Annotated in this window: 14 protein-coding genes; 8 read left to right on the top strand and 6 right to left on the bottom strand. The window is 71.5% G+C overall.

Annotated elements, in window-relative coordinates; translation table 11 throughout:
- Positions 1–459: 459 nt before the first annotated feature.
- On the top strand, positions 460–1,854 hold the full coding sequence (locus tag ACIPSA_RS38650; protein WP_402643601.1) for a glycoside hydrolase family 43 protein: 1,395 nt from the start codon (positions 460–462) through the stop codon (positions 1,852–1,854).
- Between the two features lie 435 nt (positions 1,855–2,289).
- Here the strand turns inward: ACIPSA_RS38650 and ACIPSA_RS38645 are convergent, their stop codons facing one another.
- Entirely contained in the window at positions 2,290–2,937 is a 648-nt protein-coding gene (locus tag ACIPSA_RS38645) for an ATP-binding protein (protein ID WP_402643598.1), read from the bottom strand.
- 322 nt (positions 2,938–3,259) lie between these two features.
- On the opposite strand from ACIPSA_RS38645, the gene ACIPSA_RS38640 reads away from it, so the two are divergent.
- Together ACIPSA_RS38640 and ACIPSA_RS38635 are read left to right on the top strand one after the other, a co-directional pair.
- Positions 3,260–4,135, top strand: a complete 876-nt coding sequence (locus ACIPSA_RS38640) for a helix-turn-helix domain-containing protein (protein ID WP_402643596.1) — start codon at positions 3,260–3,262, stop codon at positions 4,133–4,135.
- A gap of 97 nt (positions 4,136–4,232) precedes the next feature.
- Positions 4,233–5,048, top strand: a complete 816-nt coding sequence (locus ACIPSA_RS38635) for an SAM-dependent methyltransferase (RefSeq protein ID WP_402643594.1) — start codon at positions 4,233–4,235, stop codon at positions 5,046–5,048.
- Between the two features lie 177 nt (positions 5,049–5,225).
- Here ACIPSA_RS38635 and ACIPSA_RS38630 read toward each other — a convergent pair whose 3' ends face one another.
- Positions 5,226–6,410, bottom strand: coding sequence for a PP2C family protein-serine/threonine phosphatase (locus ACIPSA_RS38630; protein ID WP_402643591.1), 1,185 nt, complete (start codon positions 6,408–6,410; stop codon positions 5,226–5,228).
- 136 nt (positions 6,411–6,546) lie between these two features.
- Here ACIPSA_RS38630 and ACIPSA_RS38625 point away from each other — a divergent pair, with 136 nt between their 5' ends.
- On the top strand, positions 6,547–7,872 hold the full coding sequence (locus ACIPSA_RS38625; RefSeq protein WP_402643588.1) for a hypothetical protein: 1,326 nt from the start codon (positions 6,547–6,549) through the stop codon (positions 7,870–7,872).
- Here ACIPSA_RS38625 and ACIPSA_RS38620 read toward each other — a convergent pair whose 3' ends face one another.
- Positions 7,873–9,999, bottom strand: a complete 2,127-nt coding sequence (locus tag ACIPSA_RS38620; RefSeq protein WP_402643586.1) for a SpoIIE family protein phosphatase — start codon at positions 9,997–9,999, stop codon at positions 7,873–7,875.
- 154 nt (positions 10,000–10,153) lie between these two features.
- Between ACIPSA_RS38620 and ACIPSA_RS38615 the strand changes: the two genes are divergently transcribed.
- The 3 genes from ACIPSA_RS38615 to ACIPSA_RS38605 all read left to right on the top strand — a co-directional run bounded on the left by ACIPSA_RS38615 (position 10,154) and on the right by ACIPSA_RS38605 (position 11,567).
- Positions 10,154–10,351, top strand: a complete 198-nt coding sequence (locus ACIPSA_RS38615; RefSeq protein ID WP_402643584.1) for a hypothetical protein — start codon at positions 10,154–10,156, stop codon at positions 10,349–10,351.
- Between the two features lie 41 nt (positions 10,352–10,392).
- Positions 10,393–11,052, top strand: coding sequence for an HdeD family acid-resistance protein (locus ACIPSA_RS38610; protein ID WP_402643581.1), 660 nt, complete (start codon positions 10,393–10,395; stop codon positions 11,050–11,052).
- A gap of 98 nt (positions 11,053–11,150) precedes the next feature.
- The gene (locus ACIPSA_RS38605; RefSeq protein ID WP_402643579.1) at positions 11,151–11,567 is read left to right on the top strand and encodes an SHOCT domain-containing protein; all 417 of its coding nucleotides are present in this window, start codon (positions 11,151–11,153) and stop codon (positions 11,565–11,567) included.
- Between the two features lie 27 nt (positions 11,568–11,594).
- Here ACIPSA_RS38605 and ACIPSA_RS38600 read toward each other — a convergent pair whose 3' ends face one another.
- From ACIPSA_RS38600 to ACIPSA_RS38590, 3 genes are all read right to left on the bottom strand, one after another.
- The gene (locus ACIPSA_RS38600; protein WP_402643576.1) at positions 11,595–12,350 is read right to left on the bottom strand and encodes a YqjF family protein; all 756 of its coding nucleotides are present in this window, start codon (positions 12,348–12,350) and stop codon (positions 11,595–11,597) included.
- Between the two features lie 35 nt (positions 12,351–12,385).
- Positions 12,386–12,607 (bottom strand): tautomerase family protein, encoded by a 222-nt coding sequence (locus ACIPSA_RS38595; RefSeq protein ID WP_402643573.1) that lies wholly within the window; start codon positions 12,605–12,607, stop codon positions 12,386–12,388.
- 102 nt (positions 12,608–12,709) lie between these two features.
- Complete coding sequence (locus ACIPSA_RS38590) at positions 12,710–13,492, bottom strand: SDR family oxidoreductase (protein WP_402643571.1); 783 nt, start codon at positions 13,490–13,492, stop codon at positions 12,710–12,712.
- Between the two features lie 183 nt (positions 13,493–13,675).
- On the opposite strand from ACIPSA_RS38590, the gene ACIPSA_RS38585 reads away from it, so the two are divergent.
- A complete protein-coding gene (locus tag ACIPSA_RS38585) occupies positions 13,676–14,548 on the top strand; it encodes a helix-turn-helix domain-containing protein (protein WP_402643569.1) in 873 nt (290 codons plus the stop codon).
- The last annotated feature ends 144 nt before the right edge of the window (positions 14,549–14,692 follow it).

The raw sequence follows: 14,692 nt of genomic DNA, 5'->3' as shown, positions 1-14,692 counted from the left end.
TGTGCGGCGGAGGGCGAGCGGCGCCCCGAGGCCCCTCAGGGCGAACTGAACTCCCCTCATCATTCCGGCATGTCGAATTCACGTCGGGTGGAGAGGCGGCGATGAAGAAGCGGGACTGCGGCGGCGTGACACGGCGTCAGGCGCCTCGGCTGGGCGTGGTGGCACCTGGTACGTCGGTCACGGCCACCCCCCCCGACGGTGTACGTCTACACCCCGAGGGACAGCGTGCGGCCGCGCGACGCTCAGGATGAGGCCCGGCCGCGTCATGCTCACCGCGAAGGCGGCGGGACTTCGGCAGGCGACGCTCGCGCTGTCGGCCACAGGCACTCCACAGACATGACTCCCGTGTCGCAGAAGCATTGACGCGCCACTCCCACCCCTCTAGTTTCTGACCGGCTCACCGAACTTCATTCGGTATATCGAACATCTCTAACGGCTCCACGTCCCCCTGGAGAGCAGATGAGCGCCGATCCCCGCCCCGCCATTCCATCGAGACGACTCTTCCTCGGCATGGCGGCTGCCCTGCCCCTCGCCGCCGCGACCGACCTGACGATCGGTGCCCGTCCCGCGCACGCCGCCGACTCGGCCTATGTCATGGGGTACTTCACCGAGTCCCCGGACATGCTGGCCGCGAACTACGGTCTGCACCTCGCCGTCAGCACCGACGGCCTGCAATGGACACCGCTCAACCAGAACAACCCCGTCGGGACCCCGACCGCGGGCTCCGGCGGGCTCCGCGACCCCTTCATCCTGCGCAAGCAGGACGGCACGTTCGTCGTGCTCGCCACTGACCTGTACGGCACCGACTGGACGTACGTCAGCCAGTACATCCACGTCTGGGACTCGACGGACCTGCGCACCTTCACCGGATACCGGCGGCTGAAGCTGCACGACATGGACACCCACAGCTGGGCGCCGGAGGCGTTCTGGGACGCGGGCCGCGGCAAGTACGGGATCATCTACTCGTCGGTCAACGACAGCGGCCACAACGTCATCATGATCAACTACACGAGTGACTTCATCACCGTCGGTGACCCCCAGGTCTTCTTCGACCCCGGCTACGACGTCATCGACGGCGACCTCGCGGTCGGCGTGAACGGCGTCAACTACCTGTACTTCAAGAAGAACTCGACGCTGGTCGGCGCCCGCTCCACGACCCTGGATCCCGGCAGCTTCACCGAGTTCAGCACGCCGGTCTCGCACAACGGCACCGAGGCCCCGACCCTCGTCAAGTCGCTGACGTCCGGCACCTATTACCTGTGGGGCGACACCTGGAGCCCCAACGGAGTCTTCTACGCCTGGCAGTCCTCGGACCTCTCGGCCGGCACCTGGACGGCTCTCGACCAGCGTATCTACACCCAGCCGCTCAACTCCAAGCACTGCACGATCCAGCCGATCACCACGAGCGAGTACGCCAACCTGATCGCCACCTGGGGCACCCCGAGCTGGAACCGGCTCAAGTCGTACAACTACCCGGCCCGGTACGTCCGCCACTCCGACTACGTCGGCAGGATCGACGCGTACGCCTTCGACCCGTACCCCGACTCCCAGTGGAAGCTCGTACCCGGTCTGGCCGACAGCACCGGGATCTCCTTCCAGTCGGTCAACTACCCGACGCGCTACCTCCGCCACTACAGCTACCAGCTGCAACTGGACGTCAACGACGGCACAACGACATTCGCCCAGGACGCCACCTTCTACAAGACCGCGGGCCTGGCCGACGCCACCTGGACGTCCTTCCGCTCCTACAACTACCCCACCCGCTACATCAGGCACTCCGACTACGTCCTGCGCATCGACCCCGTCTCCACGACCACCGAGAAGGCGGACGCCACCTTCTTCATCGGCTACTGAGCCGTTCGGGCAGGTCCTCCACGGTCGATCCACGGTGGCCTCGATGAGCCGTAGCGACATCGACGAGGACCTGGTCCGATCCCTGCTCAGGGAGCAGCACCCGGACCTGGCGGAACTGGACCTGCGCCGGGTCCCGGTGCCGGCCGGCCGAGCTGGCGGCGTGCGGGCCGGGCCGCCCTTGAGCGGGTGGAGGAGACCTCCTGACCCTGGCGGTGGCCGCCCTGCCGACCGTGCTGTGTCCGGCAGCGCGGGGGACGTGAACCGCCCCGCCGTCGTGGTCAGTTCACGGTGCTCCGCGGCCCGCGCGGGCGGGGACTCCCGGGACCGGGTTTCGGGCGGGTGCGGGTCCAGGACGGATCGGTCGTCCGGACGCCCGGTGCCGGGTTCGTGTCACGCGGCGGGACGATGACGGGCACGGGGCGGGGTACCCGCGGGTCAGGGGTGTGTGAGTCCATGCGGCAAGGGTCCTTCGGCCGAGTGGGGGACGGGCCGGTCAACGAGCGTGGCCGTCGCCGGGGGAGTGTCCGTGCCCGACGTCAGGTCGGCCCAGACGATGCGCCCGGACCGGTGCGGGGCGCCGGTGACTCCCCACTCCTCGCTCAGGGCGTCGACCAGGAGGAGTCCACGCCCGCTCTGGTCGTCGGGGTCCGGCTGCCCGGGCGTCGGGAGCGTGGTGCCGCGGTTCTGGTCCTCGACCTCGATGCGTATGCGGTGCGCGGTGCTGTGCAGCCGACACACGATCCGATCGCTCTTCGAGTGCGTGACCGCGTTGGTGACGAGCTCGGAGGTCACGACGGCGGCGTCGTCGCACGCGTCCTCGTCGGCGCCCCAGCCCGTCAGCACCTCACGGACGCCTCTGCGGGCCGTGGCCACGGACGCCGGCGTCGCGGGCAGCACGAACACATGCGTCCGGCGGGGCGGTTCGGCCCCGGAGACGAGGCGGTCGGGGCCGTCGGGCCCGGGGAGTCGACCGGTGTACTCGCCTCCGGGTGGTCTGATGGGCAGCCGTGCTCCGGGAAAGCGGCCGGGAAGCGGGTCCTCGGACAGTCGGTCCAGCGGCTGGGGGAGGGAGGGCGGAGCCATCGCCGTACGCCTTTCGTCCGGCCTCGCAACGTGGGGGGCGGTGTCGCGTCGATCCGGCCGCACGGGACAGCAGACGACAACCCGCGCCGGATGACGCCGGATGGCCGCCCAATCTCCCCCAACTGAGCTGCCTCGCCCGCTCCTTCGGTCGGCCGGAACAGTGAGTCCACTGTGACACCTGCCAACAACCGCCCGCAACTGGCAAGTTGAAAATTGCAATAGCTGGTGTGCATGCTGCTTCCGTCAAGAAGTGTTCGAACGAGCCTGTCGAGACCGACCGCGTGAGACGGTGACCCTGGAACCCGGTGTGAGGGGGCAAGGCGTGACGGCGGAGACCGACTGGGGCGGCGCTCCCTCCGTCCTGCGCATGATTCTCGGCAGGCAGCTGGAGGAACTGCGGACCCGGTCCGGTCTGACGTACGAGCAGGCGGGCGCGGCCATCGGAGTCAGCCACTCCACCATCCGCCGTATGGAGGCCGCGAAGGTGGCCCGGCTCCGGCTCGCGGACGCCGAAAAGCTGCTCCAGACCTACGGTGTGACGGACCGGCAGGAGCTCGACACCTTCCTGCAGTCCGTCCGCGAGGCCAACAAGCGCGGCTGGTGGCACACGTACCGGGACGTCATGCCGGACTGGTTCGCCGCCTATCTGAGCCTGGAGCAGGCCGCGCTGCAGATCCGGGCCTACGAGAACCAGTTCGTCCACGGGCTGCTGCAGACGGAGGACTACGCACGCGCCCTGCTCTCCGCGGGCAATCCGCACGCCCCGGAGGAGGCCACGGAACGCCGGGTCGCGCTGCGCATGCGCCGCCAGGAACTCCTCGCGCGCGACGGGCCGCCGCGGGTGTGGGTCGTGATGGACGAGACGGTGCTGCGGTGGCCGGTCGGGGGCGCCGACGTGATGCGCGCACAGGTCGGCCACCTCATCGAGGTCCACCGACTGCCCCAGGTGACCCTGCAGATCATGCCGTTCGCCAACGGCCCGCACCCGGCCATGCGGGCCGGTTCCTTCCACCTGTTCCGGTTCCGGGCGCCCGAACTGCCCGACATCGTCTACCTCAACGGCCTGGTGGGCGCGGTCTACCTGGACAAGGGCGACGACGTCGTGGTGTATCGCGAGGCTCTGGACCGGCTGGGAGCCCAGGCGGCGCCCGCCAGGAAGACCGAGGCTCTCCTCGGTGCGATTCGCAGGGAGCTCTGACGTGCGACCTCCTCCTCCGAACCCCCTTGCTGCCGCTGAGAGTTCACCGTGACCTACTGATCCCCCCGCACCCCCTACTCGAATGGGAGATACGGCGTTGCCCGACAACGGATGGCCGGCCGACCGCATCGACACCGAGAACGCCCACTCCGCGCGGATCTACGACTACATCCTCGGCGGAAAGGACTACTACCCCGCCGACAAGGAAGCGGGCGACGTCATGTCCCGGGAGTGGCCCGCGCTCCCCGTCCACATGCGCGCCAACCGGGACTGGATGAACCGTGCCGTGCGCCGGCTCGCCGAGAAGGCGGGGATGCGGCAGTTCCTGGACATCGGGACCGGCATCCCCACCTCCCCGAACCTCCACGAGATCGTCCAGTCGGTGGCGCCCGATTCCCGGGTCGTCTACGTCGACAACGACCCCATCGTCCTCACCCTCTCCCAGGGCCTGCTGGCCAGCGCGCCCGAGGGCAGGACGTCGTACATCGAGGCCGACTTCCGTGACCCGGCGGCCATCCTGGACGCCCCCGAACTGCGCGAGACCCTCGACCTCACGCAGCCGGTGGCCCTCACGGTGATCGCCATCGTCCACTTCATGCTCGACGAGGACGACGCGGTCGGTGTCGTCCGCCGCCTCCTGGAACCGCTCCCCTCGGGCAGCTACCTGGCGATGTCCATCGGCACCGCCGAGTTCGCGCCGGACGAGGTGGGCCGCGTCGCCCGTGAGTACGCCGCCCGCAACATGCCGATGCGGCTGCGCACCATCGACGAGGCCCACGAGTTCTTCGAGGGCCTGGAGCTGACCGAACCGGGCATCGTCCAGGTCCACAAGTGGCACCCGGACGGCACGGGCGAGCAGAACATCCGGGACGAGGACATCGCGATGTACGGGGCGGTCGCCCGCAAGCCGTGACCGGTCCCGTGCCAGGGCTCGGGACCGGGGACCGTCTCTCCGGCCCCGGCCCCGGTCCCGGTCCCGGCCCCGGTCCCGGTCCCGGTCCCGGCCCCGGTCCCGGTCCCGGCCCCGGCCCCGGTCCCGGTCCCGGGCGTGCGGCGGTGGCGCTCACCGCGGTACGGCGTCGGGCGGTGGTCACCCCGTCCGGGGCTGTGTCTGGGAGCCGTGCTGGAAGGCATCGGTGTGGATGATCCGTCCGTGGTGCCGGCGGTGGGCGGGGGACGTGCGGTGGAGGGCGATCAGGGCGGCGTCGTCGTCGAGGCGGCCGCCGCAGTGGGCGAGCAGATCACGCCGGATGTGGTGCATGAGCGCCTCCGGGCTTCCCTCGGTCCACTGCGCGGCGCGCTCCGCGAGCGGGTAGAAGTGACCGTCGGCGTCGCGGGCCTCGATGACGCCGTCGGTGTACAGCAGCAGGGTGTCGCCGGGCTCGAAGGAGAACGCGTCCAGCGTGTAGTCCGCGGGCTCTGACGGGTGGACCCCCAACGGGGGCGACGGATGCAGACTCGGGACCGTCACCACGTGACCGGGACTGAGCAGCAGTGGTGGAGGGTGGCCGCAGCTGGTCAGCCGTGTGATCGGGTCTCCGTCGGGGATCTCGACCAGCAGGGCGGTGGCGAAGCGCTCGCCGGCCTCCTCGGGTGTCTCGAAGTCGGCCGCGTAGCGGGTGACGCTCTGCTCCAGGGTGACCGCCAGGTCCGGCAGGGAGGTGTGCCGGTGGGCGGACTCGCGGAAGGCGCCGAGCAGCAGCGCGGCCTCGCCGATGGCGGACAGGCCCTTGCCGCGCACGTCACCGATCAGGACACGCACCGAGTTGTCGACCCGGGTGGTCGCGTACAGGTCGCCGCCGATCTGGGCCTCGTCCTCGGCGGCCAGGTACAGCGTGGCGATCCGCAGGGGGCCGATCTGCTCCGGCAACGGCCACATCAGCACGTGCTGGGCGGCCTCGGCCACGGACCGGACCTGGGCCAGCTGGGCCTTGCGCCGCTCGCGGATCGCGCAGTAGATCACGATCAGCACCGACAGCACGAAGAGGGTGATGAGCTGCACGATGTGGTTCATGGTGCCCAGGCCGCCGTGGAACACACCGATGACGGCCTGGGCCGCCACCGCGAGCCCCCCGACCAGTCCCGTGGCCCAGGGCCCGGCGAACGACGGGGTGAGCGCGGGCGCGATGACCAGTGTGGGCCCCAGATGGACGTCCTCGGGCGAGCGGATGTCCACGATCGTGATCACTACGATGAGCGCGATCGGAAGCAGCAGCAGTGCGTGACTCGATTGCCAGGACTGCCGCAGCCCCGCGAGGCTCCGCCGGAATCCCACGCTACAAGCGTGCCCCACCCCCACCGGCCCGGCCATCCTGGGACGCCGTCTCGCCCGTTCGGACGCCGTCCGCGTGCTCCGGCGCCCGCCCGCTGACGGAATGGGGTGGTCAGGCATGCACCCTGCCGGAGGCCTCATGAGCGACGCGCACGAGCCCAGATCGGCACCCGGTCCGGCCCCTGGCGGCGAGGGGACGGCGAAGGGGGCCATGGCCGCCGGGGTGGCCCGCAAGGTCGCCTCGGCCGTGCTCATCGTGCTCACCTGCATCCTGGTCCCCGTCGCCCTGCTGACGACCTGGGTGCACGACATCGTGCTCGACACCGACCGGTACGTCGCCACCGTCTCGCCCCTCGCCACCGATCCGGCCATCCAGGACGCGGCCGTCCACCGGATCACGGAGGCCGTGGCCGTCCATGTCGACGGGCAGCAGGCCGCCGACGACATCGCCAACTGGCTGGAGACCCAGGGACTGCCGCCGCGCGCCGCCGACGCGCTCAAGGGGCTGGGCCCGCAGCTGGACGCCGCGGTCGACCAGGCCGTGACCAAGGCGGCCACCCGAGTGGTGCAGAGCGAGGTCTTCGACAAGGTGTGGACGGACGCCAACAGGGCCGCCCACAACCTCGTCGTCCACGCGCTCACCGGCAAGGGGCGGGGCGCGGTCGGTGTCTCCGAGGGCACCGTCACCCTCGACGTGGGCGCGCTGGTCGAGAAGGTCAAGAACGACCTGGTCGACGCCGGGCTGTCCCCCGCGAAGCACATCCCCACGGTCAACGAGCAGATGGTGCTCTTCAAGTCCGACGAGCTGGCCAAGGCCCGTGAGGGCGCCCGGCTGCTGGACGCCCTCGGCAACTGGCTCCCCGTCTTCGTCGTGCTCATCGGCGCCGGCGGCGTGTTCCTGGCCCGTGGGCGACGGCGTGCCCTGGCCCGCACCGCACTCGGAGCGGCCTTCGCCTGCCTGGTCGTGGCCATCGGGCTGGTCGTCGCCCGCCGCTACTACCTCGACCACCTCCCGCCCGAGGTGCAGTCGAAGGCGGCCGCCTCCGCGGTCTTCGACACGCTGGTGCGCTTTCTGCGCGTCAGCCTGCGTACGGCGATCGTCCTCGGCGTCGTCATCGCGCTCGGCACCTACTGCATCGGACCGGGACGGCTGCCCGTGGCCGTCCGCAGCAGATCGGAACGGACCGCGGACGCCACCGCGCGCTGGGCCGCGGCCCACCAGATCCGTACGGGCCGGGCGGGAACGTGGGCCCAGCAGTACCGCCGGGCCGTCACACTCGCCGCGCTGCTGATCGTCTCCCTGGTCTTCGCCCTGTGGAACCATCCGACGGTTCTGACGGTCCTGCTCCTGGCGCTGGTCCTGCTCGCCGTCCTGGCGGTGCTCGCCCTGCTGTCCGCGAGCGGCCGGGTCGGCCCCGGCGGGCAGGCGGCCGGGACCGGCCCGCCGGGAGAGGGAGCGGGCTGATCAGCGGCCGCCCTGCGACGGGGGCATGGGCTGCTCGGTCCAGATCGTCTTGCCCTGGTCCGAGTACCGGGTGCCCCACGCGTGGGCCAGCTGCGCGGCGATGAACAGCCCCCGTCCGCCCTCGTCGACGGTGCGGGCGTGGCGCAGGTGCGGTGCCGCGGCGCCGCCGTCGCGGACCTCGCACGTCAGGCCGCGGTCGTTGATCAGACGGAGTTCCAGGGGCGGATCGCCGTACCGGATGGCGTTCGTCACGAGCTCGCTGACGATGAGTTCCGTGTTGAATGCGGTCTCCTCGTCCACGTTCCAGGCGGTGAGCTGGGCGCGGACGCGGTGCCGGGCGAGGGCCACCGAGGCGGGATCGGGATCGAGGCGCCAGGCGGCGACCCGGTCGGAGGGCAGAGTGCGCACCCGTGCGACGATCACCGCGGCGTCGCCCGCCCGCAGGCCGGGCGGGAGCGCATACACGATGGCGTCGCACAGGTCCTGGAGCGGGCGTTCCGCGTACTGCGGCGCCGACCGCAGGGGTCCCGGGCACTCCGCGAGGTACGAGGTGAGCAGCGGATCACTGGTGAAGACCAGGACGCTGCCCTCCGGCACGGCGAACTCCACGGACCCGTAGGGCGTGTCCTCGTCCGTGCCCAGGCGGGGTCCGGACGGCGGGTCGGGGATGCCGACGGTGCGGTCGGGCCGTACGACGAGAGCCGCCGGCCGGCCCGCTCCGGCCATCAGACAGGTGCCGGTCAGCGGGTTGTGGATCGCGTACACGCAGTCGGCGGTCAGGGTCTCGCGGCGCAGCGGATCGCCCAGCGGGAGGTTCGCACGCTCGGCGGCCAGCTGGGCCGTCGTGTCGTGCAGCCGGGCGAGCAGCTCGTCGGGCGCCAGGTCGAACGCGGCGAGGGACCGGATGACCGTGCGCAGCTGCCCCATCGTCGCCGCCGCGTTCAGACCGCGCCCGGACACGTGTCCCACGACGAGCGCGGTACGGGCGCCGGACAGGGCGATCGTGTCGTACCAGGCACCGGGATCGGCACCGGTGACGGACAGGAACGCGGTGTCCAGGGACGCGTGGGTCTCGGGCGTACGGGGCAGCAGCTGGCGCTGGATCGTGGCGGCGACGGTGTGCTCCCGTGTGAAGCGCCGGGCGTTGTCGACGCACAGGGCCGTGTGGGCGGCCAGCTCCACCGCGAGTCTCCTGTCGTCCTCGTCGAAGGGGGGCGTCTGCCCCGTGCGGTAGAGACTGACCAGGCCGACGACAGCGTCGCGCAGCGCCAGGGGGGCCGCGAGCAGGGTGTGGGCCCGCGACGAGCGGATGGCCTCCGCTCGCGGAGGGTCGACATGGAACCACGGAGCGTCGGGCTGCAGCTCGACCACCCGTGGGCGCAGGTCGGCCAGGGCCTGGGTGAAGGCGGTGGGGCCCGGCAGCCGGCGAACGTCACCCACGGGGTGCGCCGTCGGCGGCCGGGAAATGTCGCTGCGGAACGCGGTGCGCATCAGTGGCGTGTCCCCGTGCAGGGGGGCGAGCGGCGGCTCGTCCCCGCGGATCACGGCCTCCACCACTTCGACGATGGCGACGTCGGCGAACGCGGGCACCAGGGCGTCGACGAGCTCCTCGCCGGTCACCGCGGCGTCCAGGGTCCGGCCCACGGTCCGGCGGACCGTGTCGAGGACCTCGGCCCGGGCCCGGTTCCTCTCGCGCTCGCTGACGTCGACCGAGGTGACGGCCAGGCCGATCACCGTGCCCTGTGGGTCTTCCAGACGCAGCACGGTGACCTCGAAGTGGCGTACCCGCATCGGGTCAGCCTCGATGCGTACCCGGATGACGCGGTTCCGCAGTGGGACCCCGGTGTCCAGCACGGTGCGGAGGGCGGCCTCGACGCCCTCGTCCCCGAAGCCCTCGCCCCGGATGAGGCCGTACACCTCGCCGACCGGGCGCCCGATCACCTCGTCAAGCGAGACGATCTGCATGGCCGGTGTGGCGGTGTTGACCCGGACGACGCGCAGGTCGGTGTCCAGGAGATGGAGCCCGACGGGTGACTGCGTGAACAGCGCCTCCAGCATCGAGGCCGCCCGCTCGTCCACCTGTCCGCGGGGACCGCCGTACGCCACAGAGACCACCTCCCAGCTCACGCACCTCCCAGCGTGCCCCGCGCTCGAAGCCGCCGCACCCCGCCGTATCACCTCTGCCGGGTGAGGCCGGGCGGCGCGTCGCGGCGGAGGATCGCGGTGAAGCACAAGTTCGCCTGCGCCACACGCCACACGCCACCCGCGGGGAGAGCAGCTCATGCGGTACGAGATCCGCATCGACGGACGACTGTCGGAGACGCTCGCCGACGCCTTTCCCGAGCTCGACCACGTGGTCGTGTCCGATCAGACCCTGCTGTTCGGCCCGATCGTGGACGAGGCGCACCTCTACGGGCTGTTGGCCCGATGCCAGTCGTTGGGGCTGCACGTCCTGGAGATGCGTCAGCTGCCGGAGTGAGCGGCCCGTGTCCCCGTGCGAGCCATGACCGAGGAGGAGCCATGACCGTACCGCCTCGTTCCGAACCGGGCGCCGGGCGGGACCCGGTCCCCGACGGCACGGCCTTCGGGTCGGAAGGGGATCCCCTCGAGGCCGTGGCCGCTCTCGGCGCCTCCTGGCTCTGGACACTGGGCTCGGCGCTCGTGACCCTGATCCCGGGCATTCTGATTCTGGTCTGGCCCGACGAGACCCTGCACGTGCTGGCGGTCGTCATCGGCCTGTACCTGCTGCTGAGCGGGGTGTTCCGGTTCGTCTCGGCCTTCGCCCGGGAAGCGCACGGGGAACGGCTCGCCCGCGTCCTGCTCGCGATGCTGTTCGTCGTGGCCGGCGTGCTGTGCCTGCGCCACCCCCTGCAGACCATCGCCGCGCTCTCCCTGATCGTCGGCGTGACCTGGCTGGTGTCCGGAATGCTGACCCTCTACACCGCCATCGCCTCCAAGGACCTCGCGCACCGTGGCGTCGTCTTCGGCGCGGGCGCGCTGGGCGTCGCCGCGGGAATCGTGGTCCTCGCCCTGCCGATGGAGTCCGCGGTCGCCCTGACCCGGCTCCTCGGGCTGTGGCTGGTCCTGCTCGGACTGGTGGAGCTGGCGGTGGCCTTCGCCCTCCGGGCCACGACCCGCAGAGCGCGGAAGGGCCGTCCGTCCGGACCTCCCGCATCCTGATCACCCTTCTCGGGTGAGGTGCCCGACCGCCGCGGGCGACACGCTGATGTGGGGTCGGACAGCCAGCAGGGCGTCCACCCGGACGGAGGAGGACAGAAGTGGCCGTGCACACGTACCTCGCCTACGACTATCCACTGCTGAGCGCCTTCTGGACCATGCTGTGGTTCTTCCTGTGGGTCATGTGGTTCATCCTGCTCTTCAAGGTCATCCTCGACATCTTCCGCGACGACTCGCTCGGCGGCTGGGGCAAGGCGGGCTGGCTCGCCTTCGTGATCCTGCTGCCCTTCCTGGGCGTCTTCGTCTACGTCATCGCCCGCGGCAAGGGCATGGGCAACCGCGAAATCGCGGACGCGCGGGCGCGGAAGCAGGAGTTCGACAGCTACATCCGGCAGACCGCCGGCGCGCAGTCCCCGCCGAGCAGCGTCGACCAGCTCGCCAGGCTGTCCGAGATCCGCGCCAAGGGCGACATCACGGAAGAGGAGTTCCAGCGGGCGAAGGCGAAGGTCCTGAGCTGACGGGCGGCCAGGGGATGTGAGCGCCGCCTACCGCCGCGCGCTCGAGGACGGCGGGAGCACGGCCGGCGCCCCGAACCGGACGGCGACCCCGGGGGAGTACAGCACACTGACCGGGAGGCTCGTCATCGGCGGGAGGCCGGCTGCCGTGACCAGGTCGTCGTCGAGGTGGAGCAACCGGGCCCGGTGCAGCGGCCACGGCTCGTGTTCGTTGGGCAGGTGCACCGTGCGGCCGTGCCAGGACACGTGCAGACCCCATCGTGCGGTCAGGAACCGCTCCAGCGGCGTGGGTCGGGCGATCGGGGGGCCGACCCGCACGACGGCCCGGCTCGCCGCGCTCCTGGCTCCCGGACGCCGCCGACGGCAGCTGTAGGTGAGCACGTCCCCCTCGCGGCCCAGGCGCATGGCGGACCACTTGTACGGCAGCCGGACGCCGAGCCTGCCCACCAGCGCCGGTATCAGCCGGGCCGCGTCCAGGGACCGGAACACGACACCGCGCCGGCCGTGCTCGTCCACCGAGTACAGACGTACGTTCGTCTCGCAGAACGTGCCCAGGTACGGCAGCCCCGGCCCCGGACCCAGGCCCACGCCGCGCATCAGGAACGGGACCAGGCCGACGTAGGTGACCCCGTCGAGGGTGTCGGGGCGGGTGCCGGCCGGCAGCAGCGCCGACACCTGTTCCGGTTCCACCGGCCAGTGCAGGAAGGACAGTTCGTGCCAGCCCTGGACGAGCGTCGGCCGTCGCACGGGCCGGGGGGTGGACAGGGTGATCGGCTCGGTCTCCATGACGCTGCTTTCTAGCACGGGGCCGAGCCCGCCCGTCAGTGCTGGGGCGGCTGCGGCTGCCGGAGCATGGCCAGGGTCAGGACGCCGCCCCCGATGCCCCAGCCGCCGTCGGTGACCTCCTCGACGAGGACCATGGTGTTGGCACGGGCGCGCTCGCCGTAGATCTCGGCATAGAGCTCGGTGGTGCGGGTGACGATCAGCTCCTTCTGCTTCTCGTCGAGGGTTCCGGCGGGGACCTTGAAATTCGCGAACGGCATGCTGGCTCTCCTTCGGATATGCGGGCTATGGGATGCGGGCTACGGGATACGGGATACGGGATACGGGATGCGGGCTTATGGGATATGGGATACGCGCGGCCGTCAGACGATGCCGCCATTGGCCCGGACGACCTGGCCGTTGACCCAGTGGCCGGCCGGCGAGGTGAGGAAAGCCACCACCTCGGCGATGTCGGCCGGTGTGCCGAGCCGCTCCAGCGGGGGCTGGGCGGCCAGCCGGGCGACCGTCTCCTCGTCCTTGCCCTCCAGGAACAGGTCGGTGGCGGTGGGACCGGGGGCGACGGCGTTGACGGTGACGTCCCGGCCGCGCAGCTCGCGAGCGAGGATCATCGTGAGCGCCTCGACGGCGCCCTTGCTCGCGCTGTACGCGCCGTAACCGGGGAACGCCAGGCCCAGCACGGACGTGGAGAAGGTGACGAGCGCTCCGCCGGCGCGGAGCGTGCGGGCCGCCTGCCGGGCGACCACGAAGGTTCCGCGGATGTTGGTGCGGTGCATCGCGTCCAGCTCCGCCAGGTCCAGCTCGGCGACCGGGGCCAGATACATCCGGCCGGCCGCGTGGACGACCACGTCGACCCCGCCGAACTCCGACTCGGCGGTGGCGAACAGAGCGTCCACCTGCGCCTCGTCGGCGACGTCGGCCCGCACGGCGACCGCCCGGCCACCGGCCGCGACGGCCTCCCTGACGGCGGCCTCGGCCGACTCGCGGTTACCCGCGTACCCGACCGTGACGGCGTATCCGTCGGCGGTCAGCCGGCGCACCGTCTCGCGGCCGATGCCGCGCGAGCCGCCGGTGACGACGGCGACCCGGGGCGCATCGGCCGTGGTGGGGCCGGCGGAGGTTTCCCGGGAGGTTTCCTGCATGGACATGGAGACTCCTGCGAAAGGTGCCGTACGAGGGCGCCACGACGTGCGGATCGCGGCGCCGGGCGGCCGGTGCCGCCCTGCTTGCGTCTCCACCGTGGGCCGGAACCCCCGTGACAACCATGGCTCGGCGCACCCTGGGGTTGCCATCCCCTGGTTCGGCTCGCCGGCGCGCGTGACCATGGAGGGGTGAATCATTCGGAGCTCGCCGCCTACCTGAAGTCCCGGCGCGACCGGATCCGCCCGGCCGACGTCGGTCTGCCCACCGGCCCCCGGCGCCGGGTGCCCGGACTGCGGCGCGAGGAGGTCGCCCAGCTGGCCGGGCTGTCCGCGGACTACTACACCGAGCTGGAGCGCGGCCGCGGCGCCCAGCCCTCGGCACAGGTCCTGGCGGCCCTGGCCCGTGCGCTGCGGCTGAACGGCGACGAACGCGACCACCTCTTCCACCTCGCCGACCGACCGCTGCCCCCGGCGACGCACGGCCCGGCCGCCCACGTCCAGCCGGCCCTGCTCGGCCTGCTGGACCAGCTCACCACCACCCCCGCCCAGGTCATCACCGACCTGCACGAGACCCTGGTGCAGAACCCCCTGGCGGTGGCGCTCGTCGGCCCGCCCCCGGTGGTCCACGGACCGGCGGCGAGCTTCGTGTACCGCTGGTTCACCGACCCCGGCTCCCGGCAGGTCTACCCGGCGGAGGACCACCCCCATCACTCCCGGGTGTTCGTCGCCGATCTCCAGGCGGTCGCGGCCCGGCGCGGCGGGGACCCCGAGGTGACCCGGATGGTGGCCGCGCTGCGCCGCCGCAGTCAGGAGTTCGTCGCCCTCTGGGACACCCATGACGTCGCGCTCCGCCGCACGGACCACAAACGGATTGTCCACCCCGCGCTGGGCGTGATCGAGCTGGACTGCCACAGCCTGTTCAGCGAGGACGGACGACAGCGCCTGCTGTGGTTCAGCGCCCCGCCCGGCACCGAAGGCGCCGCCCGGTTGGAGCTTCTCTCGGTCATCGGCACCCAGGACATGACGTCCGGGGCGGACGAGTTGGGGCAACGTCGGGGGTGAACGCGTCCCGGGACCGCTGCCGCGCCGCCTGCCCGCTGACGCTAAGTTGGGGGACATGACAGAGGGCGGGGAACCACGACTGTTTTCCAATCGCTGGGCCCAGGCCGTGGGCCCGGCCGGGAGGGTGCCGGACCGCGACAGGTG

The sequence above is a fragment of the Streptomyces sp. NPDC086549 genome, assembly GCF_044746205.1.
Classification (GTDB): domain Bacteria; phylum Actinomycetota; class Actinomycetes; order Streptomycetales; family Streptomycetaceae; genus Streptomyces.
Note: the sequence above shows the minus strand (reverse complement) of the source record. Positions and strands in the feature narration are given on the sequence as shown.